The following is a 20863-nucleotide window of genomic DNA, read 5'->3' as shown; positions in this document are numbered from 1 at the left end:
CCGAGTAGACGCCCGCGTTCCCCGCGACAGCGACCGTTGCTCTCGGCGGGACGGGCCTAGGCCGGACCTACAGAGGAGTTCGCCACAGCACGCGATACTGTCTCGAGGGGAAACGGTTACCGGTCCGTCCCGAGTTATTCGACGTACCCGATGTACGATATCGAACGCTATCTCAACGTCCGAAGCGCCTACGGCGCGTCGTTCGGCCCCGACGGCGAATCCCTCTCGTTTCTGATGAACACGACCGGCGTCCCGCAGGTCTGGACGCTCGAGGAACCGCTTTCCTGGCCCGAGCAGCGAACGTTTACGGACGAACAGGTGAGCTTCGCGTCGTGGTCGCCCGAACGGTCCGAGTTGATCTTCGGGATGGACGAAGGGGGCAACGAACGCGCCCAACTGTTCCGACTCGACGCCGAAACCGGCGTCATCGAGAACCAGACGCAGCACCCGGACTCGAAACACCGGTGGGGCGGCTGGAGCCACGACGGCGAGTGGTTCGCGTTCACCTCGAACCGCCGCGATGAGTCCGTTTTCGACGTGTACGTCCAGCGGCGTGCGGAGGGCGACGCCGACGGACAAAATTCGACCGCTCGAGAGTCGTCGTCTCCCGCCGACGCGACGCTCGTTTTTGAAGGCGACGGCTGGCTCACCCTCTCGGGCTGGAGCCCCGACGACTCGAAGCTGCTCGTCTCGAAGGCCTACTCGAACTTCGATCAGGACCTCTACGTGCTCGATCTCGAGCAGGGCGACGGCGGAGTCACCGACCTCGAGTCGATAGACCCCGACTCGACCGACCTCGAGCACCTCACGCCCCACGAGGGCGACGTTCGATACCAGAGCGCGAGCTGGGCCCCGATACCCCCTGATGGCGAGGAGAGCCCGGGACTCTACCTGGTCACGGACTGCGAGTCCGACACGCTCGAGCTCGCGTATCTGGACCTCGAGACGAAGTCCCTCGAGACGGTTGCATCGGGCGGCGAGTGGAACGTCGACGGTATCGCGGTCGACGACGAGACGGGTCGGTTCGTCTACTCTCGAAATGTCGAAGGCTACACCGACCTCACCGTCGGCGAGTTCGATCCCGACGCGCCGACCACCTTCGAGACGTTTCCCGAACCGGACCTGCCGGGCGGCATCGCCGGCGGCGTGAGTTTCGGCCCCGACGCGGAGCGGTTTGCCGTCTCGACGTCCGGCGATACGATCAACACGAACGTCTTCGTCGTCGATCTCGAGACTGGCGAGGCGGAACGGTGGACGGCGGCACCGACGGCCGGCATCCCCCGCGAAAGCTTCCGCGAATCGACGATCGAACACGTCGAGAGCTTCGACGAGTTGGAGGTGCCGGGCTATCTCACGCTCCCCGAATCGACCGAAGAGGGGGCGACGCCGGTCATCGTCGACATCCACGGCGGGCCCGAGAGCCAGCGTCGGCCGTCGTTCTCGAGCGTCAAGCAGTACTTCCTGAACCGCGGCTACGCCTACTTCGAACCCAACGTCCGCGGCTCCGCGGGCTACGGCAGCGAGTACGCGAGCCTCGACGACGTCGAAAAGCGCATGGACTCGGTCGCCGACATCCGCGCCTGCGTCGAGTGGTTGCAGGACCACCCGGCTATCGATCCGGATCGGATCGCGTGCAAGGGCGGCTCCTACGGCGGGTTCATGGTGCTCGCTGCGCTAACGGAGTACCCCGACCTCTGGGCGGCCGGCGTCGACGTCGTCGGCATCGCCAACTTCGTCACCTTCCTCGAGAACACCGGCGACTGGCGGCGGAAACTCCGGGAGGCGGAGTACGGCTCGCTCGCCGACAACCGCGAGTTCTTAGCGGAAATCTCGCCCATCAACAACGTCGAGTCGCTCGAGGCACCGCTTTTCGTCCTCCACGGCGAGAACGACCCTCGCGTGCCGGTGGGCGAAGCCGAGCAGATCGTCGAACAGGCTCGAGAACAGGGCGTTCCCGTTCGAAAACTGATCTTCGACGACGAAGGCCACGGCTTCTCGAAACTCGACAATCGGATCGAGGCCTACGCCGAAATCGCAGACTTCCTCGACGAGCACGTATAGCTTCGGTTATTCCCTCGAGTCTTTTCGGTGGAACCGCGTCAGGAGATGACGCCGGTCGTCGTGGCGACCTCTCGAGCGGCTTCCTCGTTCATCCCATCGCCGAGGATGGTGTATCGGTCACGAATCGCGTGACAGGTCGTCAGCGCCTCGAGGACGGTCTCGTCGTCGATGCCGAGTTCGGCCGCGGTCGTCGGTGCGTCGATGCTGTCGAGCGCATCCCTGATGTCCTGCCAGATGCCGTGCTCCCCGTCGTGGAGGTAGGCGGTCATGATCGAGCCGACGCCGACCTGGTGGCCGTGGAGGGCGGCCCCGGGCGCGAGCCGGTCGAGTTGGTGCGAAAAGAGGTGCTCGGCACCGCTTGCCGGTCTCGAGGAGCCGGCGATGGACATCGCCACGCCCGAGGAGACGAGCGCCTTGGTGACGATCCAGGCCGATTCCTCAAGGCCGGGGCGGACATGATCGGCGTTGTCGACGAGTATTTCGGCGGTCATCTCCGCCAGCGCGGCGGCGAAGCCGGAGTACTCGACGTTCTTGAGCCGGTTGGCGAGCCGCCAGTCCATCACGGCGGTGTAGTTCGAGATGATGTCCGCACAACCGGCGGTCGTGAGTTCCCAGGGGGCGTCCGCGAGGAGTTCGGTGTCGGCGACGACCGCGAGCGGCGGCTCCGCGGCGACGCTGTGGCGCGTATCGCCGTCCGGCACCGAGCCGCGATTGCTGACGATGCCGTCGTGGCTCGCCGCCGTCGGCACCGAGCAAAACCCCATCTCGAGGTGGTGGCTGGCCATCTTCGCGATGTCGATCGCCTTCCCGCCGCCGATGCCGACGAGATAGGCTACCTCCTCGGCTTCGGCCGTCTCGATGACTTCCTCGACGGCCTCGAAGCTCGCTCGCTCGACGGTCACGATGGCCGGATCGATCCCCGCCGCCTCGAAATCGGCGGCGATCGGATCGGCCGCGATCGATCGCGGCGTCGGACTCGTTACGAACAGCGGTCGACCCCGGAGGTGGAGGTCGTCGACGACCTCGAGAAACTGCGAGCGAACACCCTTGCCGACGACGACGTTTCGCGGCAGGCGAATCCACGTCGACTTATCGAACATATCTCTGTGGAGGGCGGCCGCGATATAAAGGCGTTCTCGTCGCGAACGGGCTCCGTGACTGGATCTTATCGGACCGTGTCGACTATCGGGCGGCCACACACCCCATCGTCCCGGAACTCACGCTTTGGTTCCCTTGACGTGGAGGTCCAGCCCTCGATCCTCGATCGTCTCGACGGTGAATCCGAGGTCCCGAAGCGACTCGAGGAACTGCTCGACCGAGGAGCCGTGGTCCTCGACCGACGGGCGGGTCTCCGCCGGCCGGTGTATCTCACAGTAGACGGTCCGACACCGATCGTCGGCCAGCGTTTCGGCCATCCCGTCGACCACGCGCGGCTCCGCACCTTCCACGTCGATCTTTACGACGTTCGGCTGGGCCAACCCGTCGTCGACGAGCGTGTCGCCCCTGTGGGCTGGCACCGTCACCGATTCGCCGTCGGTTGCGGCGCTGTCGGGGTCGAGCGTGAGCGTTTCGTCGGCGTCCCACATCGCGTACTCGTGTACCGTCGCGTCGACGCCGTTTCGCTCGAGGTGCTTTCCGGCCTGTCGGGCGGTGCCGGGCGTCGGCTCGAACGCTTCGACGCGTCGGGCCCGCTGGCCGGCGAAACTCGAGTGAAACCCGATGTGCGCGCCGATATCCCAGAACACGTCGTCTTCCTCGAGTTCCGAGAGCAGGTCCCTGACCATCTTCCGCTCCCCGCTATCGAAGATCTGCAGCGATCGGGCGGCGCGACCCTGGGTGTCGAACGTTGCTTCAACTCCGTCGAATTCGAAGGTTCGGGATCCCCGAAACCGCCAGTAGGCTAACGTCGCTCGTCCGCGAAGGCTCCGGAGCGCTTTGATCGAGAGCGCCGTGATGCCGTCGTCGCGATAAATGTCGACGGCGCGATTGATCGGCGTTACCATGGTCGGGACACGACCAAATATCGTAATAAGTCTTTTCGTATCAGTTCCATTACTATTCTGCTAAGTGAATTGCGTGTGCGTAAACTGTCTACTACAGTCTCGATGCCCATTGTTGCGCCCCGTTGTCGCCACACCCGTTCGATTCGTTCTTTCCGCATCTGAGACGATTATGTCGCTGTTAAGTCACATCTCGCCGTTCTGAATCCATCACATCGTCTCGAGGATCCCGAGGACGCGTTCTTCCGATTCCCTGCCCGGATCGTGTTCTGCCCCGTCGCGGTCGCTCTCGAGGTGGTCGGCGACCGACCGATCGATGGCGGTCGAAAGCGGCGTCGACTCCCAGCCCAGCCCGGCGAGTTTCGCCGTCGAAAGGACGTGGGGATAGGACCGATAGAAGGGGAACTCGTCGGGTTCGAGCCCGCCGGCCTCGAGTTCGCGGTGGCCCGCGTCGACGACTTCGATCGACGTCTCCAGCGCCGACGCGAGCAGGTCGATCGATTCCTCGAGGGTGACGAGTCGTCGGTCGCCGACGTTGTAGGCTTCGCCCGGCTCCCCGCGCTCGGCGACGATCCGCAGCGCGCTGGCGACGTCTTCGACGTAAGCCCGATGCCAGACGTTCGTCCCGTCGCCGGGGACGAGTATCCGATCGTACCGGTTCACGCGGTCGATCCAGAAGTCCAGTCGTTCGGTGTAATCGTGCGGGCCGTAGACGATGCAGGGTCTGACGGACATGGCGTTGACCCCGCGGTCGGCGGCCGCGAACACCGCTCGGTCGCCCTCGGCCTTTCGGTTCCCGTACGTTTCGCCCGAGTCGTCGGTCTCCTGGTCGGTCGTGCAGGGCTCGAGGGCCGTCTCGCCCTCCCGCTTTGGAGTCTCCTCGCTCCCGTAGGCTGCGCCGCTCGAGACGTAGACGTACGCGTCGGCGTCGGCGAACAGTCGCGTCGCCGCGCGCACGTCCTTCGGGTGGTAGGCGACGCAATCGAAGACGGCGTCGGGGTCGACGGCCGCGGCGGCGGCCTCGAGGGCCGAATCGTTCGTCCGGTCACCCTCGCGGTGGGTAACCCGGTCGTCGTCCGCGAACGGGTCGTCGTGGTTCCCGCGGGTGAATATCGTCACGTCGTACTCGTACTCGAGTAGCTCCTCGACGAGGTGACGGCCGATAAATCGGGTGCCGCCGATAACGAATGCGCGTTCCATGGGTTATCCGAGGACGGTCATCGGGAAAACGGTAGTGAAGACCGCCGGACGAGGAGGTGTGAGGATTCGGGTTAACGCCACTGGTTTCTGCAGTGGAGACGAAAATACACATCCATGTTCCTGCGAGTGAATGTCCCGTCTGAACATGGTCGGATCTCCTATGACTACCAACACACAGACTATCTCGACCGAGACCATACTTCGTTTGGTCGCTGACCCGCGACGGCGAACCATCCTCCGCCAGCTTCGCGAAAACGATAGCGTCATCGCGGTCGAGGATCTCACCGGCGTCGCGACTGAGAGGGGCGCTCAGTCGACTCCGAGAGCGGAGACCGACCCGCCGGCTCCGCGAACGGACGAACAGCGGGTTACTCGAGCCGAACTCCATCATACACATCTCCCGCAGTTAGCCGATGCCGGCGTTATCGAGTACGACAGCCGAACCGGGACCGTCAGGTACCGCTCTCACGACCGGGTCGAAGCACTCCTCGGATTCGTCTCGAGTCGACTCGAATCGTAGTATCTGGTTGGTGTCTCGAATAGTAGTGGTCGAGTCGGTGACTCGAATAGTGGCGGTGGTATCTTCGACGGGAATTACTCGTCTCTGCTTCCGTCGAGTTGCCACGTGAATATCGCCTTCAGCACCATTACCAAACTGTTCGTCTCACCCATCCCCCAAATCGCCGTCTCGTCGCGAGATTCGGACGGGTCTGAGCCGTCTTCGGCTACGAGGACGCTCGCCAGCGTCTTCTCTTGATCGACCATCGAAAGGCGTCCGGCGGGCATATCCGACCAGTCCCACAGCGAGTCGAACGGTTCTGCGTTCGGAATCGACTGGTGAATCTCCGCCGTCGCAGCCGTCGACATCCCCGCAAGCCGAATCGTAACGCCCCGATCGGACGCCGCCAGGAGCGCGTCGGTGATTTTCTCACAGAGGAGGTCTTCGACGGTCATGTACACGATTTCGTCCATCGCCTCCTCGATGAACGACAGGAGCCGTTCGGTGATCGTATTCTGGCCCGTCACGGTCCAGACGCCTCGTTGTTCCGACGACAGCGTTTTCGGCTCGAGCGCATCAAGTGCGTCCGTCAACTCGTTCGCTCGGTAGACGTAGTCCTGCTTGAATCGCCGGCCGGCGGTCTCCGACGAGATGGCGACGAACCGTCTGGGACTCGAGTGCTGTACGTCGACGAGGCCGCGGTCGCGTAACTCCGCGGCCGCATCGTAGACGCGCGTTCGCGGGACCTCGGAGACGTCGCTTACGTCCTGGGCCGTTCCGTCGCCGAGGCTGACGAAGGCGACGAACGTTCGGGCCGCGTAGGTACTCAATCCGAACGCTTCGAGTTGCTTCGTAGCGCGAGACGCTGGTTCGTCTCCTGGATTATTGGACATAATCGAAATCGGTCGTCGGTACGGAAACCTCCCCGAGGGGAGTCCGGTACACGGCGACAGCGTGGTTGGGACCCTGCTTGAAGCCGCGTACCGGTTCCCACTTCACAGTCACCCCGTATATCTCTGTTGTGATTATCTGAGTGAATCTGACTGCCGATTCGTTTGCCCGCCGCACACAGTCGGTTCCATACCGAGTTCATGCGTTGTGTCGAGCCGTCTCCTGAGGCCCGAAAACGGGTTATTTTTGGGGTTCGTGGCCGACCGGATTAAAAAATATTGTTTCCGTGAGATGGTTCCAAGCGGAAGGTGTTTTCACGTGGAGAGGTAAACGGTACTCAGCTACTGGGCGACCGGTAGCGGGGTTGGGACCCATGGATGAGCTATCAAACCACGAAGAGGCAGTCGAACTGCTCCAACAGCTCGGGCTACAGGAGTACGAAGCGAAGGCATTCGTCGCATTGACCCGTCTCCGACAGGGGACTGCAAAGGAGATCAGCGAAGTTTCGGACGTTCCCCGCACTCGCGTCTACGACGCGGTGCGGGTGCTCGAGTCGAGCGGACTGGTCGAGATTCAACACTCGAATCCACAGCGGTTTCGGGCCGTTTCCGTCGGCGAAGCGGCCGACACGCTCCAGCAAAAATACGACTCGCGGACGGACTCGCTCCGAGACTCGCTCGAGGCGATCGACTCGGTGTCCACGGACGCCGAAACGGACGTCACCCACGAGGTGTGGTCGCTGTCGGGAACGGCCGGAATCACGAGTCGGACACAGCAACTGATCGACGACGCCGACCAGGAACTGGTCTTCGTCCTCGGGGACGAAGATATCTTCACCGAACAACTCATTGAGCGGATCCGGGCGGCCCAACAGCGCGGCGTCACCGTCATTATCGGGACGACGGCGGAGTCGATCCGCGAACGGGTACAGGATGAACTCCCGGGAACCCAGGTCTTCGTTTCGGGTCTGGCGTGGCTTTCCGGCTCTCTCTGGTCGGACGACGACACGGAAATCGGCCGGCTACTCCTGGTCGATCAGAGTTCGATTCTGGTGAGCACCTTCCACGAGTCGGCGGGGGGCGAACACGAACACGAGCAAGCGGTCTTCGGCCGCGGGTTCGACAACGGACTCGTCACGATCGCACGCCGCTTGATGGCGACCGGGTTGCCCGCCGTCGAGGACCCCGGCACTGGCGAGTCGTAATCGTCTCACTCGAACCGAGACCCGGCCGAACCGACCCCGTTTTCGTCGTCGGAAACCACCGTCGACTCGAATACATGAGTGGAACCTACGTTCTCATCGTCACCCTCGAGTGCTCGACGAGCCTCGGGGTCGGTTCACTGGGATCGCTCGCGTTCGACGCCGGAACCTACGCGTACGTCGGCAGCGCGTTCGGTCCCGGCGGGTTCGCTCGCGTGGATCGCCACGCCGAACTCGCCCGCGGCGATCGCGAGACGCGCCACTGGCACATCGACTACTTGCTCGGCTGTTCCGATGCGATCCTCGAGAAACCCGTCTTCTTTCCGGACGAACGGCGCGAGTGTGAACTCGCCCGGTCGATCCCCGGCGACCGGGTTCGCGGGTTCGGTTCGTCGGACTGTGATTGTCCCGGGCACTTGATCGACGCGCCGTCGGATCGAGCGGTTCTCGAGGCGTCGCTTGACGCTGGCGGGCGTCTCGAGCCGTCCTCGAGCGGGTCCGACGAGTCATGATGGCGTGCCGTCGAACGAGTCCAGCAAGTCACGATGGCGTACCCTCGAGCGAATAGAGTGAGTCGTAGTGGCGCGGTCGACGTTCGGACTCGGCGAATCGGAACGGATGTCGGCGAATGGATCCCGCGAACCGCGACGGTCGATCGGCGAGCGACGCGTCGATGGCTACGAAGGAAACGGCGGAAGCTGAACCTCGTCGAACCAGAACGATTCGATCGTCTCGGCCATCTCGACGAATTCTTCCGGGCTATCCGGTTTCGTGAGGTACGCGTTTGCGGACAGCTCGTAGCTCTTGAGCACGTCTTCGTCCGCCTGTGAACTCGTGAGAACCAAGATTGGAAGCTGGGGGTGATCGTCGTTTCCTCTGAGTTCCTCGAGAACGTCGAATCCGTCCGTCTTCGGCAGGTTGAGATCCAATAACAGTAGATGCGGATAGGGATGTGAGTCGCCACAATCCGCCAGATACGCCAGGGTTTCGTCGCCGTTCGTCACGCTTTCTATCGTCGCGTCGAACGCAGAACTCTTGAACGCTTCCCGCGTTAGCCGTACGTCTCCCGGATTATCCTCGACGAGCAAAATCGTGGGCGGCTGCGACGGGTATCGATCCTTCACACCGACCGTTCGTGGGTGAGAAACCTAAGCCTGATCACTACATACTTTGGATGTGCCGACACTCGCGATTATTCGGCCGTCGATAGCCCGAGGCGGGCCCCGCGCCTGAGTTCGACATCGAGTCGCTCGAGGAATCGTGGAACTGACTGTGTGCCCCTTCGAACTAGCGGCCTCTCACACACCGGAGGCTGCAGTAGCGGGCCGTGCGGAAACGGACGCAGCTGCTTGCGGTTGTTCTCCCGCAGAGTCCTCCGATTCCTCGATGATGTATCGCTGTCCGACCATCGGATCGAGGAGCCTGTCGACTGGGGCGTGGTCGTCCGTCAACACCGGCGCACCGTCGGTATCCGGCTCGTCCATGTAGTTGTCTATGGCGGGCTCGAGGTCGACGGGCAGGTCGCGCTCGTCGTTTCGGCGCTGTAAGTCTTCCTGCGTGAAGTCGGTCTCCTCGTTGGTCGCGACGAGTTCGATGTTCTGTATATTACTCGAGTTGGAGGTTCGGAAGCTATAGGTGTCGGGGAAGACCTGGTCTGCCGTCTTGTACTGGGCGCGGTAGAACTCGCCTGCGGAGCCACTCGGCCCGGAGATGACGTTCGCGAGGAGGATCCCGTCGTCGGTGAGCCGATCGGAGACTAACTCCATGAACTCGACGGTCGTCAGGTGGAACGGAACCTGCTCTTTCTTGTAGGCGTCGAGGACGATGACATCGTACTCGTTGTCGGGCGCATCCTCGAGGAAGCTTCGACCGTCCTCCTCGTAGCTGGTCATGTTTTCGCCGTGCTCGAGGCCGAAGTACTCCTCGGCTGCGTCGGTCACCTCGCCGTCTATTTCGACCACGTCGACGTCCACGTCGTACTCGTTTTCGAACTCCTTCGGACCGGTATACCCGCCCCCGCCGATAAACAGGACGTTGTCAACCTCGTCCATATCGTCGGTCATCACCATCGGGAGGTTGAAGTACTTCGTATACTCGAAGACGTGTCGATCCGGGTTCTCGAGGTCCATCGCGCTGTGTCTGGCATTGTCGAGGCGCATGGTTCGCGTGTCGCCGTCGTCGATGATCTCGAGTTGCTGTTGATCCGTCTGAGTCTGGTAAATGACATCCCCTCTGGTGTCGAAGGCGGACGCGCTGCCGACCAGCGATCCGACGAGCAAGAGCGAAACGACGATTGCTGCACCGGTCGTGTTCCGTGAGATATCGGGGAGCGTGAGCGCGAACGCAGTCGCGACGAGAAGGAACCCAAACAGCAGGCTGATCGCTTCGATACTGAACTCGGGGATCAACACGAACGTGGTGAGGGTGCTCCCGAGGATGCTCCCGATGGTCCCGACGGCGTAGACGTGCCCGGAGGCTTCGCCGATCCCTTCTTTGTGACTGAGTTCTGCCGCATACGGGCTGATAAAGCCGAGCAAGTACGTCGGCGGACCGAACAGGGCGGTGACCGCCGGCAGCGACGCGTACCGCGCACCGAGCGGAATCGTCGACGTATAAGTCAGAAACAGGTCGCTTCCGTAAATCAACACGGCGATGTAAATCGCCGTCCCGAAGAGGATCCAAGACATTTCCCGGTTGGTCGCCGTCTCGGCTCGTTTGCCACCTTGCCAGTAGCCGAGACTGAGCGCGGCCAGACAGACGGTGATGATACTCCCCCAGGTGTAGATGCTGCTGCCGAACTGGGGGGCGATGACTCGTCCCGCGAGAATCTCGATGCCCATACTCGCGATGCCCGAGACGAACACCGCGAGTTCGGGCTTGGTCAATCGATACGACGCGAGCGACCGAACGTCCATTGTCGAACCTCACTCGGTCAGTCGTTGTGTACTTGTTGGAAGTGACAGCCGCGAGTCGATCCGGCGACCGGACTCGAGTTACGAGAGCCCGGCGACCTCGGCCTTCGATAGTCGTCGATAGCTCACGTCCGCCTTCTCGAGTACCCCTATTAACTCCTCGAGTCCGCGGTCGATATCGATCCCGATCCGATCGACGTGGGCGTCCGGCGTTTCACTTGGATCGGTCTCGAAGTGGGCGGTCAACTCGAGCCCCTGCGGGTGGTGATAGCCCCGAACGTGGATCTGCCACCACTCGTATCCGGTCGGATGATCCGTGACGTACTCCACCCGACGAAGGTTGAGCACCTCGCCGAAGTGCGCGAAGGACATGTCCCAGTTCGGCTCGAAGTGGCGTTCGCCGAGCACTCGCTGGGCCTCGTGTTCGCCGAGCGAGACGAGCGCGGAGGGCTCGAGCGGTTTCGGTCTCGAGAAGAATCGGCCGCGAACCGAGAGGACGATGCGTCGTAGCTCTCCCAATACGGCGTCGAGGACGTTCGCTCGCGAAATTCGGCGCGGCATAGAGATCGTACGACGGCAGTATACATGAACCGGCCGGACGATATGACCCCTGTGTCGGCTCACACAGCGACTCGATCCCGCCTACCGTCGCCGTTCCGAGAGCGCCCGCTTCGGTAGGATCTGGAGTTCGGGATCGTACTGGACGCTCGCTTCGACGCCGAACACGTCGGCCAGTAGCTGTTCGGTCACGATATCTTCCGGCGGCCCCCAGTCGTAAAGGACGCCGTCGTGTAACGCGATGAGGTAGTCCGCAAACCGCGCGGCCTGTGAGATGTCGTGGAGGACGATCGCGACGGTCACGCCTTTCTGCTCGTTGAGCTGTCGAACCGTCTCGAGGACGCGGAACTGGTGGTGGAGGTCCAGAAACGTGGTCGGCTCGTCGAGCAACAGGATATCGGTGTCCTGTGCCAGCACCATCGCGATCCAGGCGAGTTGTTTCTGGCCGCCGCTGAGTTGGCCCAGCTCCGTGTCCCGAAGGTGATTGACGCCCGCGAGATCGATCGCTCGGTCGACCGCCTGACGGTCCTCCTCGGAGATCCCTTCGAAGAATCCACGATGCGGATACCGGCCGTAGTAGACGAGGTCCTCGACGCTGATGCTTCCCACGGGATCGTTCTCCTGTGAGAGAAGCCCGAGTTCGCGCGCGAGTTCTTTCTGCCCGAACGACTGCAGTTCGTCCCCGTGTAGTCTGACGACCCCGCTTTCGGGCTTGAGGTGACTCGAGAGCGCCTTCAACAGCGTACTCTTTCCGCTTCCGTTGGGTCCGACGAGTGCGGTGACTTCGCCCTCGGGGATATCGAGGCGCTCGCAGTCGACGATAGTCTCCTCGATGGCCGGATAGCTCAACTTGAGTTCGTCCCCGACGAGCGCGCTGTCGACGATGTCGCCGTCCTCGTCGACCGCCTGCTCGCGCGTGTGTTCGTACTCCTCGTTGATGGGATTGTTCGGCATCGATTGTGTACCTGTCTCTATCTGGTCTGTGGTCGTCGTTCGGTCGTTGGCCGTCTGTTCGTCTGTCGGCTCCGAGTCTGCGGTTTTCTCGTCGTTTACTTGCCCTCGGTTCATTAGAGTTCACCCATCGAACGCTGTTTTCGCATCAGATAGAGGAAGTACGGACCTCCCAGCAGACCAGTTACGACGCCGACCGGCATCTGCGTGCCGCCGAGTGCGAGGCGCGCGCCGACGTCGGCGGTGACCATCAGCGCTGGACCGGCGAACAGACAGCCGACCATCAGTTGCCGGTAGTCGCCACCGATCGTGTTCCGAACGATGTGGGGAACGACAAGGCCGAAGAAGCTGACGATTCCCGCGACGGAGATTGCGACGCTGGCTGCCAGGATCGCGACCGCAGAGAGGGAAAACCGAACCAGTTCGATGCGCATGCCGAGCGAGCGGGCCGTCTGTTCGCCGAGCAACAGGAGATTGAGCTGGCGCGAGCCGGCGAGCGCGATTACGATCGCCAACACGGCCGGCAAAATTGCGATTCGAACCTCTCCCCAGCCGGTCCCGGTCAGCGAGCCCGTGAGCCACGCGATCGCAGTCTGGACGATGCCGAGGTCGTCGGCGAAGAAGAACAGCCCCTGCTGGAGGGACTGAAAGATCATATTGACGATAACCCCGGCGAGAACGAGTCGAACCGGGCTCGTCCCGTTCTTCCACGCGATCACGTAGACGATCAGGAACGCGACCGTTCCGCCGAGTGCCGCAATAAACGGGAGAAACGGTGCGAGTCCGCTGAAGACGACGAGCGTCGCGAGGACGGCGAACCCGGCCCCGGCGCTGACCCCCAGTATGAACGGACTCGCGAGTTCGTTGCGCGTCACTGCCTGGAATATCGCACCCGAGATCGCGAGTGTCGCTCCGGCGATGATCGCGACGAACACGCGCGGGACACGAATGTTCCAGACGATGAGTTCGATCGGTTCCATCTCCGGAAGTTCCGTCCCGAAGAGAAAGCCGTTCCAGGCGTCGAGATTGAACAGGATTGTCGGCTCAGTCACCGCTCGAGCGACCTCGAGAAACGTCGTCGAGTACGATCCGAAGCTGACCTGGACGAACCCGGCAGCGACGGTAATCAGTGTACTCGTCAGACAAAACAGTACGAGTGGTTTCGTTAACCACCCCTCCTGGTCGCGAACGATCGGCTGCGTTTCAGCCGAATTCGATCCTGCCATTCTATGTTTAGGGATGCCTAAAACGTCCTTAATAGTTGCGGTTCGAGCTGAGAGACTCTGCAGAAAGCGCCGGGTGCGAGCGGTATTTGCCGACCTCCGGCGAGTGTACGGATTCACACGCCTCGAGACGGACGAACCCAACGGGGTCGACGGCCGCCCCAACGAGTTTTGCTCGCGAGAGTGGATGGTGTTTTCATGGTTCGCGTCCCTATGCTCAAGGGCGAGCGAACGGATCGAATCGAGGCGCTTTCCGACGGGGTGTTCGCGATCGTTCTCACGCTGTTGGTGCTTCAGTTCACCGTTCCGGACGTCCCGGCGAATCGCGCTGGGACCGAGCTAGCGGGCGCCCTCGCGGACCAGCTGGCGCTTTTGTTCAGCTACCTGCTCTCGTTTTTCGTCGTCGGCATCTACTGGATCGTCCACCACAACCTGTTTCGACAGATCGATCGACACGATCGGCTGTTACTGTATTTGAATCTCGTCTTCTTGCTCGCCGTCTCCTTTCTGCCGTTTCCGACCGAGCTGCTCGGCGTGTACAGTACCCGTCTCACCTGGACACTGTACGCGCTCAACGTTTCCCTCGTTGGGCTCGTCCTGACGACGCTATGGTGGTACGCCGATCGACGCGGGTTCACTATCGACGCAATCGACGAACGGACGGGCGCTCTGATCACGCTTCGCGGGCTCATCCCACCCGCAGTCTTTCTCCTCTCGATCGGCGTTGCCGCCGTCAATCTCTCGGTGGCGTTTTACGTCCCGTTCCTGATACTCCCGCTTCAGGCGTTCTGGGTTAGACGATATCAGTCCTCAGAACCGAGGCCAGAGGCAGAGTAGTGCCGCCAACAGAGCTGTCGGTTGCGTTTCAGGCGGTCTCCTAATCGATTTCTTGGCTTGGTTCTCAGTCGCTCTCTTGGCTCGATTCGTTGGCGCTCTCTTCGGTCTCGTTTCCATCTCCCCAGGTTGCCGTCGCTCGAATGCGGTGGCGATCGGTGTTCACTTTGACCGACCGCTCCGTCGCGCCTGAGGCGAGTCGCCCCCTAAGGGCGGCCTCGAAGCTATCGTCGACCGTATCGTACTCGTACCAGACCGCCAGCGCCGCACTCGTCGTCCCCCCGTCCTCGAAGGAAAGCGATCCCACGGCTCCTTTCGCGTCGACGAACTGGGTGAACGACTGGGCGATCGAATCGGTGTTCCCCCAGTGTTCGCTCGGATCCTGCGGAAAGCTCGTCGATTCACCGTAGCCGCCGAAGATGATCTGTCCCTCATCAGCGTACTGCATCAACCAGCCGAACTCATCGATCGCATCGGTCGCCTGCTCGCCGTCCTCGGTTATCGTCTCGAGGGACGCGGCGTTCGATTCGATCCCCTCTTCGCCCCCCGCGGCGAGAATCGCGTCCGAACCAATCGCGAGCGCCGGCGTCCCGAGCGAGGAATCGGCCTCGACGGGCGTGTACAGTTCGTACTCACCCTGCTCGCCGTCTCGTTCGTACTCACGGCGCACCGTGTCTTCTGCCGGCGTTTGCGTGATGTGAGCGACGATCTCCTCGACGTCGATCGAGCCCAGGAGCACGAGCGCATCGTTGACCGTCATCACCTCCTCGACGGTCGACTCGAACGTTTCGGCCGTCTCCGAGCCACGCTGTTCGTCCTCGATTCCCTCGAGCGCCGGGTACGGTCGAAGCAGCCCGCCGATTCCGGAGCCGGCGAGTTGGACCGTCAGGCGGTCGACGAGTTCGACGAGCCCCTCGAGCGGGTAGCCGTGCATCACTTCGGCTGCGTCGAGTTCGTAGTCGAATCTCCCTGTACCGCCACTGTCGGCTCCGGTAATCGTCGTCAGTTCGTCCCAGTCGACGTAGCCGAACCCGACCCAGCCATCGTCGTCGGTGACGATGTGTTCCCTGTAGGCGGGCGGTTTCGCTTCGGATCGGGACGCGAGAATCTCGAGACAGCCAGCCACTCCAACCGTCGCCGCTGTTGCCGTCGCACCGGTGACTTTCAGCAGGTCGCGACGATCAAACATGTGATACCCGAACTCGTCGTTGCACTCGCATATCACTTCCTGTTCGGCCGCGTTTCCATCGACCACTCTGCCGGCTGCTACGCCCGACAGAACGGGTGGTGGCGACTCGCTACCGCTGGCTCGTTCCGAGGAACGGGAGGTCGATCGCGCCGTTCTCGAACCGATCCCAGACGACGATCACGGAGGGAAGCACGAGGATCGACGTGAAGCAGGCGTAGAACACGCCCAGCGCGAGGAGCAAGCCGAACTCCATGATCAGCGGGATCAAGGCGAGATAGAGCACCCCGAGCCCGCAGACGGTCGTGAGCATGCTCCCCGTGAGCGCCCCGCCGGTCCCGCGGACGGTGGTGAGCAACGCCTCGTGTACGCCGTTGCCGTCCTCGAACTCGTCGACGAACCGGTGCATGAAGTGCACCGTGTAATCAACGCCCAGTCCGATCGAAACGGAGAGGATCGGCGCGTTGATCGGGCTCAACGGAATGTCGAACAATCGCATCGACCCCGCGAGCAGCGCGACCGTGATCAACACCGGAACGAGGTTGAGAACGCCGTAGATCGCCCGCCCCTCGAGCCACCAGTAGGCCAGCACGAGGAAGACGGTCGTCAGGAGGAACGCGAGCACGAGGCTGTTGATCGACGACTCGGTCGTCTCCTCGATGACGGACTCGAAGATGACCAGTTGGCCGGTTGCCGTCGCGTCCATCTCCATGTCGTCTGCGGTCTGCTGGGCGGCGTCGACGGCCTCGGCTTGATCGGCGTCGACGTCGATCATGATGTTGATCTGAGCCGCGCCGCGGTCGGTCGTGAGATACTGGCTCGCCTCGGAACTGGCGTCGGACGCGAACAGTTCGTCGTAGACGACGTCGACGTTCCGGTCGGGTATTCCGTCGCCGTTCGAATCGTACCGGGTGACGACCGCGTCGAATTCGGGATCCTCCGCGGCCCGGGTCTCGACGACCGAGACGATGCTGTCTGCGTTGGCCTCCCTCCCATCCCGCTGGAACTCGCTGGGCGGGTTCTCGAGCGCGCGATCGATATCTCTGAGTGCGGTATCGGAGCGTAAATCCCCGTCCTCGACGTAGATCGTCACCGAGCTCTGCATCCCCCGGTCGAAGTCCTCTTCCATGTAATCGAGGACCGTCATGAAGGTGTAGTCGCCGGGTGCGAGCGGGCCGGGTAGCTGTTCGTACTGGTCGAGACGCTCCTCCTCGGGGAAGAACGCCTCCTGGTCGAACTCGGTGTCGACCCCCGCCCCGTAGGCCGCCGCGCCGCCGCCGACGACGAGCATGGCGATGAGAAAGACCACGGGCGCGACTCGAGCGACCCGGACGCCGACAGGGAGTATCTTGCCCAGAACGGATCCTTCGCTGCCCATCGGCGTGGTTCCAAACTGCGGGAAGCGCGTCCCTTCTCGGAGCCGATCGAATCCGACCTTGCCGGCGGGGAGGAAGACGCCGAAGATCAGGAACGTAAAGAGCATCCCGATGGCGGCGACGATGGCGAAGTCTTGCATCCCGCTCATCGAACTGACCAGGTTCGACGCGAAGCCGAAGACGGTCGTCAGCGTCACGATGAGAAACGCCGCCGTTAGCTGGCTCGTCGTCAGCGTCATCGCCTCTCCGATCGGTACACCCTTGGCCCGTTCCTCGCGATAGCGATTGATTATGTGTATCCCGAAGTCGATCCCGACCGCTAACAGCAAGGGGAAGACGACGATCAGCGACTGGGAGAATGCAATTCCCGCGAATCCCATGAATCCGAACGTCCAGATCATCGCCATCAGGAGCGAGACGAGACCGAGCCCGAGGTCGATCGGGTCCCGGTAGGCCACCAGCAGGAAAAAGAGGATGAGGATAATCGCCGCCGGGAAGACGACGATCGAGGTATCGGTCAACAGTTGGGTGGTCTCCTCTTCGATGATCGCGTCGCCGAAGACGACGATGTTCTCGCCGCTTTCGAAGCCGTCGATCTCGTTGGCGATGGCCTCGGTTTCGTACTGCAGATCCGCGTAGTTGTCCGTATCGGCCATCGGCGCGGTGTCGTAGGTGATCGCAACCTGGGCGACGTCAGCCTCCGCCGATTCCGGCGTAAAGTCCGTACTCACCGGGAGCCCGGCCGCCTCGTCCGCGTCGGCGATCGCTCTCTCGAGCTGTCCGCTCGATGCCCTGTCGACCGCTCGGTACTGTTCCTCGGCGGTTTCCGCCTCGGGATCGAGCTGTTGGGCGATCAGTGACGCGGGACTGGTCGACGATTCCACGCGGAGGTCGTCCTGCGTTTCGATCCGATCCTGAAACTCGAGCATCCGCAGGAGGTTCGGCTGCGAGAGGACGTTCCGATCGTCTTCGATGAACAACTGGGCGGTGGTTCCGCCCTCCTCGTGACCCGATTCGCGGAACTCGTCTTGAATGTCCTCGTAGGCTTGTGACTCCTCGGTGTCGTCTGCGAACTGGTCGGCACCGGCTTCCTGCTCGCCGCCGCCCATGCCCGCTCCGGCCATAAACACGCCCGTCAGCAGGAGAAAGACGATGACGACCGTCCACGGACGCTTCGAGATGAGCGGATTGATCCGTCTGGTGAACGGGTCGTCCTCGTCGTCGCCCGAGCCGCCGCTCGAGCCCCGAAGCGAGCCGAGTCGCTCAGCCAGGGAGCCGAACAGGCCGCTCACTCGGCTGCCAGCGCTCGACTCGTCGCGGGCACCCCCGCCATCGGTGACGAGGTCGGCCTCACGGTCGGCGAGGTCGTCGCTGGTTCGGTCGTCGGGGCGATCGGACTCTGTCATTCAGTTACCCTCGTCGCCACCAGAGCGTGATTCCGACGCCGGCGACGGCGAGCGCGCCCAGGACGCCGACGAGCGTTCCCGTGATCCCGCCACCGTCGTCTTCGCTCTGTCGGACGTCGACCGGATGCTGGTAGGTGTCGGATACGATGGTCTCACCGCTTTCGGTGTCGTACTGGAAATCCAGTTCGACGGGGTGGGTCTTCGCGGACGCGGCGCTCGTGGCCGAGATGTCGAAGGTGATCTCGGCGGACTCGCCCGGCGCGAGTTCGTCGACGAAGGCCTCGTCGTCGTCGGTATCGAGTTCGCCGCTGGTGTACAACATCGCGTTGATGTTCGAGAGCGTCTGTGAACGTTCGTTGGTGATCTCGAGGGCGAACTCGTTGCTCCCGCCCTGCTCGACGGAGACGTTGTCGCCGCTGATCGAGAACTCGTCCTGACGGTCCTCGACGCTTACGCGCTCGGAGTGTGGGCCGTCCTGGAGCGGCGAGTCGTCGCCGCCGGTGTACTCGACGGTGAACCGGAGCTGGCGGTCGCCGGCGTCGGCCTGGCCGCTGACGTCGGTCGGATAGGTGAAGTCGGCGGTCTCGCCGGGTTCGATCTCGGGGAGGGCGTAGCGGGTGTCCTCGATGAACACCGTTTCGCTCATCGGTTCGACGACCAACACGGCGTCGTCGATGGTTCGGGGCCCGTCGTTGCGGACCTGCCCGCTCACGTCGCCCTCGTAGCCGACCGAGAGGTCGCTCTCTAGGTTCTGAATGGAGAACTCCTGTTCGTCGGCGGGCGCGAGACTCGCGGTTTCGGGTTCGGCCTCCTGCTGGACGCCGTTTTCGTCCCGGTAGGTAAACTCGAGGTCGAGCGGCTTCGCGCCGCCGCTGGTCGCCTCGTTGACCTGCACGTTGACGACCGCAGTGGCCGTCTCGCCGGGTTCGATATCGCCGAGGACCTCCCGCGCGGCCTCGCCGTCGACGACGACGCCGCCACCGCCGGTGATGGTCGCTCGCGTCTCGTTCGCGGCCACCGTTCCCGTGTTCTCGACCTCGAGGATCGCATCGCCGCTGGCACCGGGTTCGACGTCGGTGTTGACGTCTGCGACTTCGAATCGGGGTTCTTCCGGGACCTCGACGGTGACGTCGACGGTTTCGGAGTCTCGCTCGCGGTCGACGCTCCCGTCCGTTCCGATCGTCTCGGCGTAGGTGTAGCTGATCTCGAGGGTCACTTCGTACTCGCCGGCCTCGAGATCGTCGGGAACGGCCACCGGGAACACCGCTTCGGCAACGCCGCCGTCCTGGACGGCTCCGATGGAGCGTTCGTCCACCTGCGATTCGAACGGCCCGTCGTCGTCCATCTCGACGGTGACGCTCTGGGCGTCGGTGACGCCCTGACCCGAGCCGGACGTGATTTCCCCGTCGTTCGTGATTTCGAACTGAAGCTCTTCGGTCGTTCCCGTTCCAACTTCGTTGTCCGGAAGGTTCGCCGATAGATCCGGGTGTCCTCTATCCGGCGGCACGTAGCCGCTACTTCCACCCGTCGAGGCGCTGTCCTGGGCGAGCGCGCCGATCGGTGACACACTCAGACTCGCTCCGACCAGCAGTACGAATACAATCGCGACGACCGATTGGCGTGTTACCCTCATTGTTCAGTAACACGCCCCCGGTCTCCGTTTCTGACCGTTCTACTCCGGGTATGCTCAGTCGAGCACACTGTTTCCCTTCGATGAATATCTGTCATTACACGATATCACAACAGCGCGGTTATAGGTTTTGTGATTGAACGTTCAATCAACTCCTTTTTTGGTCCCCCATCTCGTCCACGGTGGTATGCACGACAGGGACCGGTCACCGGCCGCCGCTCGAGGCGGTCGCAGTCGCCAGCGGACGGCAAGACGAGTCGGCGATCGATCGGCGAGCCGACGGGGGCGCCTCGATGGCTCCTGAAATCCTCGAGAACCCGTCGAACACGCGCGAGGAGATCATGGGCGCGACGCTCGCCACGCTGCTCGAGCACGGGTACGCGGACCTGACGATTGACAAGATCGGCGACGAGTTCGCGAAGAGCCAGTCGCTGATCTACCACCACTACGACGGGAAGGACGATCTGGTCCTCGAGACGCTCGAGTTCATGCTCGAGGCGTTTCGCACGAAGTCGATCGAGGGACCGGTCGAGGAGCCCCGGGACGCCCTCGAGGAGGTTGTCGACCAACTCTTCGAGCGCAGCATCGACGACGACGAGCGCCAGTCGATGGCCGCGCTGTTCGAACTCCGGGCGCAGGCGACCCACGACGAGGCGTACCGATCGCACTTCAACCGGAGCGACGACGTGTTCGAGGATCTGATCGTCGACATCGTCGAGGCGGGGATCGACCGGGGCGTCTTCCAGCCCTGTAATCCCGAGGGGGTGGCGGCGACGTTGATCACGATGATCAACGGCACGATCATGCGCCGCTCGACGAGCGAGGACGACGAGTGGGTCGGCGACGTTCGCGAGGAAATCGAGTCGTATCTTGAGGCCTGCGTGTACGCGGAATAATTTCCGCTCACCGATCAGACATCGAGCGTCGGTGACTGC

The 20863-nt window shown here is 62.8% G+C and carries 18 protein-coding genes; 6 read left to right on the top strand and 12 right to left on the bottom strand.

Features of this window, described 5'->3' with window-relative positions:
- Window positions 1-150 precede the first annotated feature (150 nt).
- Window positions 151-2061 carry a S9 family peptidase gene (locus tag HALLA_RS10765; protein ID WP_049953348.1) on the top strand — a complete coding sequence of 637 codons (1911 nt, stop codon included), beginning with the start codon at window positions 151-153 and terminating at the stop codon, window positions 2059-2061.
- A 38-nt stretch (window positions 2062-2099) separates the two neighbouring features.
- Here the strand turns inward: HALLA_RS10765 and HALLA_RS10760 are convergent, their stop codons facing one another.
- The 3 genes from HALLA_RS10760 to HALLA_RS10750 all read right to left on the bottom strand — a co-directional run bounded on the left by HALLA_RS10760 (window position 2100) and on the right by HALLA_RS10750 (window position 5261).
- Window positions 2100-3161 carry an NAD(P)-dependent glycerol-1-phosphate dehydrogenase gene (locus HALLA_RS10760; protein WP_049953347.1) on the bottom strand — a complete coding sequence of 354 codons (1062 nt, stop codon included), beginning with the start codon at window positions 3159-3161 and terminating at the stop codon, window positions 2100-2102.
- Window positions 3162-3278: 117 nt separating this feature from the next.
- A complete protein-coding gene (locus HALLA_RS10755; protein ID WP_049953346.1) occupies window positions 3279-4064 on the bottom strand; it encodes an FkbM family methyltransferase in 786 nt (261 codons plus the stop codon).
- A gap of 207 nt (window positions 4065-4271) precedes the next feature.
- Window positions 4272-5261, bottom strand: a complete 990-nt coding sequence (locus tag HALLA_RS10750; RefSeq protein ID WP_049953345.1) for an NAD-dependent epimerase/dehydratase family protein — start codon at window positions 5259-5261, stop codon at window positions 4272-4274.
- A gap of 160 nt (window positions 5262-5421) precedes the next feature.
- On the opposite strand from HALLA_RS10750, the gene HALLA_RS10745 reads away from it, so the two are divergent.
- Window positions 5422-5781 (top strand): DUF7344 domain-containing protein, encoded by a 360-nt coding sequence (locus HALLA_RS10745; RefSeq protein ID WP_049953344.1) that lies wholly within the window; start codon window positions 5422-5424, stop codon window positions 5779-5781.
- Between the two features lie 74 nt (window positions 5782-5855).
- On the opposite strand, the gene HALLA_RS10740 is transcribed toward HALLA_RS10745, so the two are convergent.
- Window positions 5856-6653 (bottom strand): TrmB family transcriptional regulator, encoded by a 798-nt coding sequence (locus HALLA_RS10740; RefSeq protein WP_049953343.1) that lies wholly within the window; start codon window positions 6651-6653, stop codon window positions 5856-5858.
- A 371-nt stretch (window positions 6654-7024) separates the two neighbouring features.
- Between HALLA_RS10740 and HALLA_RS10735 the strand changes: the two genes are divergently transcribed.
- Together HALLA_RS10735 and HALLA_RS10730 are read left to right on the top strand one after the other, a co-directional pair.
- Window positions 7025-7855: a TrmB family transcriptional regulator gene (locus tag HALLA_RS10735; RefSeq protein WP_174887897.1), complete on the top strand. Its 831-nt coding sequence runs from the start codon at window positions 7025-7027 to the stop codon at window positions 7853-7855.
- 74 nt (window positions 7856-7929) lie between these two features.
- On the top strand, window positions 7930-8364 hold the full coding sequence (locus tag HALLA_RS10730) for a GIY-YIG nuclease family protein (RefSeq protein WP_049953342.1): 435 nt from the start codon (window positions 7930-7932) through the stop codon (window positions 8362-8364).
- A gap of 165 nt (window positions 8365-8529) precedes the next feature.
- Here the strand turns inward: HALLA_RS10730 and HALLA_RS10725 are convergent, their stop codons facing one another.
- The 5 genes from HALLA_RS10725 to HALLA_RS10705 all read right to left on the bottom strand — a co-directional run bounded on the left by HALLA_RS10725 (window position 8530) and on the right by HALLA_RS10705 (window position 13499).
- A complete protein-coding gene (locus HALLA_RS10725) occupies window positions 8530-8976 on the bottom strand; it encodes a response regulator (protein ID WP_049953341.1) in 447 nt (148 codons plus the stop codon).
- Between the two features lie 174 nt (window positions 8977-9150).
- On the bottom strand, window positions 9151-10767 hold the full coding sequence (locus HALLA_RS10720; protein WP_049953340.1) for a spermidine synthase: 1617 nt from the start codon (window positions 10765-10767) through the stop codon (window positions 9151-9153).
- Window positions 10768-10845: 78 nt separating this feature from the next.
- The gene (locus HALLA_RS10715) at window positions 10846-11325 is read right to left on the bottom strand and encodes a hypothetical protein (RefSeq protein ID WP_049953339.1); all 480 of its coding nucleotides are present in this window, start codon (window positions 11323-11325) and stop codon (window positions 10846-10848) included.
- 81 nt (window positions 11326-11406) lie between these two features.
- Complete coding sequence (locus tag HALLA_RS10710) at window positions 11407-12276, bottom strand: ABC transporter ATP-binding protein (protein WP_049954086.1); 870 nt, start codon at window positions 12274-12276, stop codon at window positions 11407-11409.
- Window positions 12277-12389: 113 nt separating this feature from the next.
- Window positions 12390-13499: a FecCD family ABC transporter permease gene (locus HALLA_RS10705; RefSeq protein WP_049953338.1), complete on the bottom strand. Its 1110-nt coding sequence runs from the start codon at window positions 13497-13499 to the stop codon at window positions 12390-12392.
- A 195-nt stretch (window positions 13500-13694) separates the two neighbouring features.
- Here HALLA_RS10705 and HALLA_RS10700 point away from each other — a divergent pair, with 195 nt between their 5' ends.
- On the top strand, window positions 13695-14333 hold the full coding sequence (locus HALLA_RS10700; protein ID WP_049953337.1) for a TMEM175 family protein: 639 nt from the start codon (window positions 13695-13697) through the stop codon (window positions 14331-14333).
- Between the two features lie 64 nt (window positions 14334-14397).
- Here HALLA_RS10700 and HALLA_RS10695 read toward each other — a convergent pair whose 3' ends face one another.
- From HALLA_RS10695 to HALLA_RS10685, 3 genes are all read right to left on the bottom strand, one after another.
- Window positions 14398-15519 (bottom strand): hypothetical protein, encoded by a 1122-nt coding sequence (locus HALLA_RS10695; protein ID WP_157231361.1) that lies wholly within the window; start codon window positions 15517-15519, stop codon window positions 14398-14400.
- 109 nt (window positions 15520-15628) lie between these two features.
- On the bottom strand, window positions 15629-18298 hold the full coding sequence (locus HALLA_RS10690; RefSeq protein ID WP_049953335.1) for an efflux RND transporter permease subunit: 2670 nt from the start codon (window positions 18296-18298) through the stop codon (window positions 15629-15631).
- 4 nt (window positions 18299-18302) lie between these two features.
- Window positions 18303-19865: a COG1361 S-layer family protein gene (locus tag HALLA_RS10685; protein WP_242406163.1), complete on the bottom strand. Its 1563-nt coding sequence runs from the start codon at window positions 19863-19865 to the stop codon at window positions 18303-18305.
- Window positions 19866-20110: 245 nt separating this feature from the next.
- On the opposite strand from HALLA_RS10685, the gene HALLA_RS10680 reads away from it, so the two are divergent.
- Window positions 20111-20824, top strand: coding sequence for a TetR/AcrR family transcriptional regulator (locus HALLA_RS10680; RefSeq protein WP_242406162.1), 714 nt, complete (start codon window positions 20111-20113; stop codon window positions 20822-20824).
- Window positions 20825-20863 lie beyond the last annotated feature (39 nt).

The sequence above is a fragment of the Halostagnicola larsenii XH-48 genome (genome assembly GCF_000517625.1).
GTDB lineage: Archaea > Halobacteriota > Halobacteria > Halobacteriales > Natrialbaceae > Halostagnicola > Halostagnicola larsenii.
The sequence above is the reverse complement of the archived record's forward strand: the minus strand, read 5'-3'. Positions and strand labels throughout refer to the sequence as shown.

Coding starts and splice junctions, on each gene's coding strand:
- HALLA_RS10765 (WP_049953348.1), top strand. CDS start 151: ATGTACGATATCGAACGCTATCTCAACGTCCGAAGCGCCTACGGCGCG.
- HALLA_RS10760 (WP_049953347.1), bottom strand. CDS start 3,161: ATGTTCGATAAGTCGACGTGGATTCGCCTGCCGCGAAACGTCGTCGTC.
- HALLA_RS10755 (WP_049953346.1), bottom strand. CDS start 4,064: ATGGTAACGCCGATCAATCGCGCCGTCGACATTTATCGCGACGACGGC.
- HALLA_RS10750 (WP_049953345.1), bottom strand. CDS start 5,261: ATGGAACGCGCATTCGTTATCGGCGGCACCCGATTTATCGGCCGTCAC.
- HALLA_RS10745 (WP_049953344.1), top strand. CDS start 5,422: ATGACTACCAACACACAGACTATCTCGACCGAGACCATACTTCGTTTG.
- HALLA_RS10740 (WP_049953343.1), bottom strand. CDS start 6,653: ATGTCCAATAATCCAGGAGACGAACCAGCGTCTCGCGCTACGAAGCAA.
- HALLA_RS10735 (WP_174887897.1), top strand. CDS start 7,025: ATGGATGAGCTATCAAACCACGAAGAGGCAGTCGAACTGCTCCAACAG.
- HALLA_RS10730 (WP_049953342.1), top strand. CDS start 7,930: ATGAGTGGAACCTACGTTCTCATCGTCACCCTCGAGTGCTCGACGAGC.
- HALLA_RS10720 (WP_049953340.1), bottom strand. CDS start 10,767: ATGGACGTTCGGTCGCTCGCGTCGTATCGATTGACCAAGCCCGAACTC.
- HALLA_RS10715 (WP_049953339.1), bottom strand. CDS start 11,325: ATGCCGCGCCGAATTTCGCGAGCGAACGTCCTCGACGCCGTATTGGGA.
- HALLA_RS10710 (WP_049954086.1), bottom strand. CDS start 12,276: ATGCCGAACAATCCCATCAACGAGGAGTACGAACACACGCGCGAGCAG.
- HALLA_RS10705 (WP_049953338.1), bottom strand. CDS start 13,499: ATGGCAGGATCGAATTCGGCTGAAACGCAGCCGATCGTTCGCGACCAG.
- HALLA_RS10700 (WP_049953337.1), top strand. CDS start 13,695: ATGGTTCGCGTCCCTATGCTCAAGGGCGAGCGAACGGATCGAATCGAG.
- HALLA_RS10695 (WP_157231361.1), bottom strand. CDS start 15,519: ATGTTTGATCGTCGCGACCTGCTGAAAGTCACCGGTGCGACGGCAACA.
- HALLA_RS10690 (WP_049953335.1), bottom strand. CDS start 18,298: ATGACAGAGTCCGATCGCCCCGACGACCGAACCAGCGACGACCTCGCC.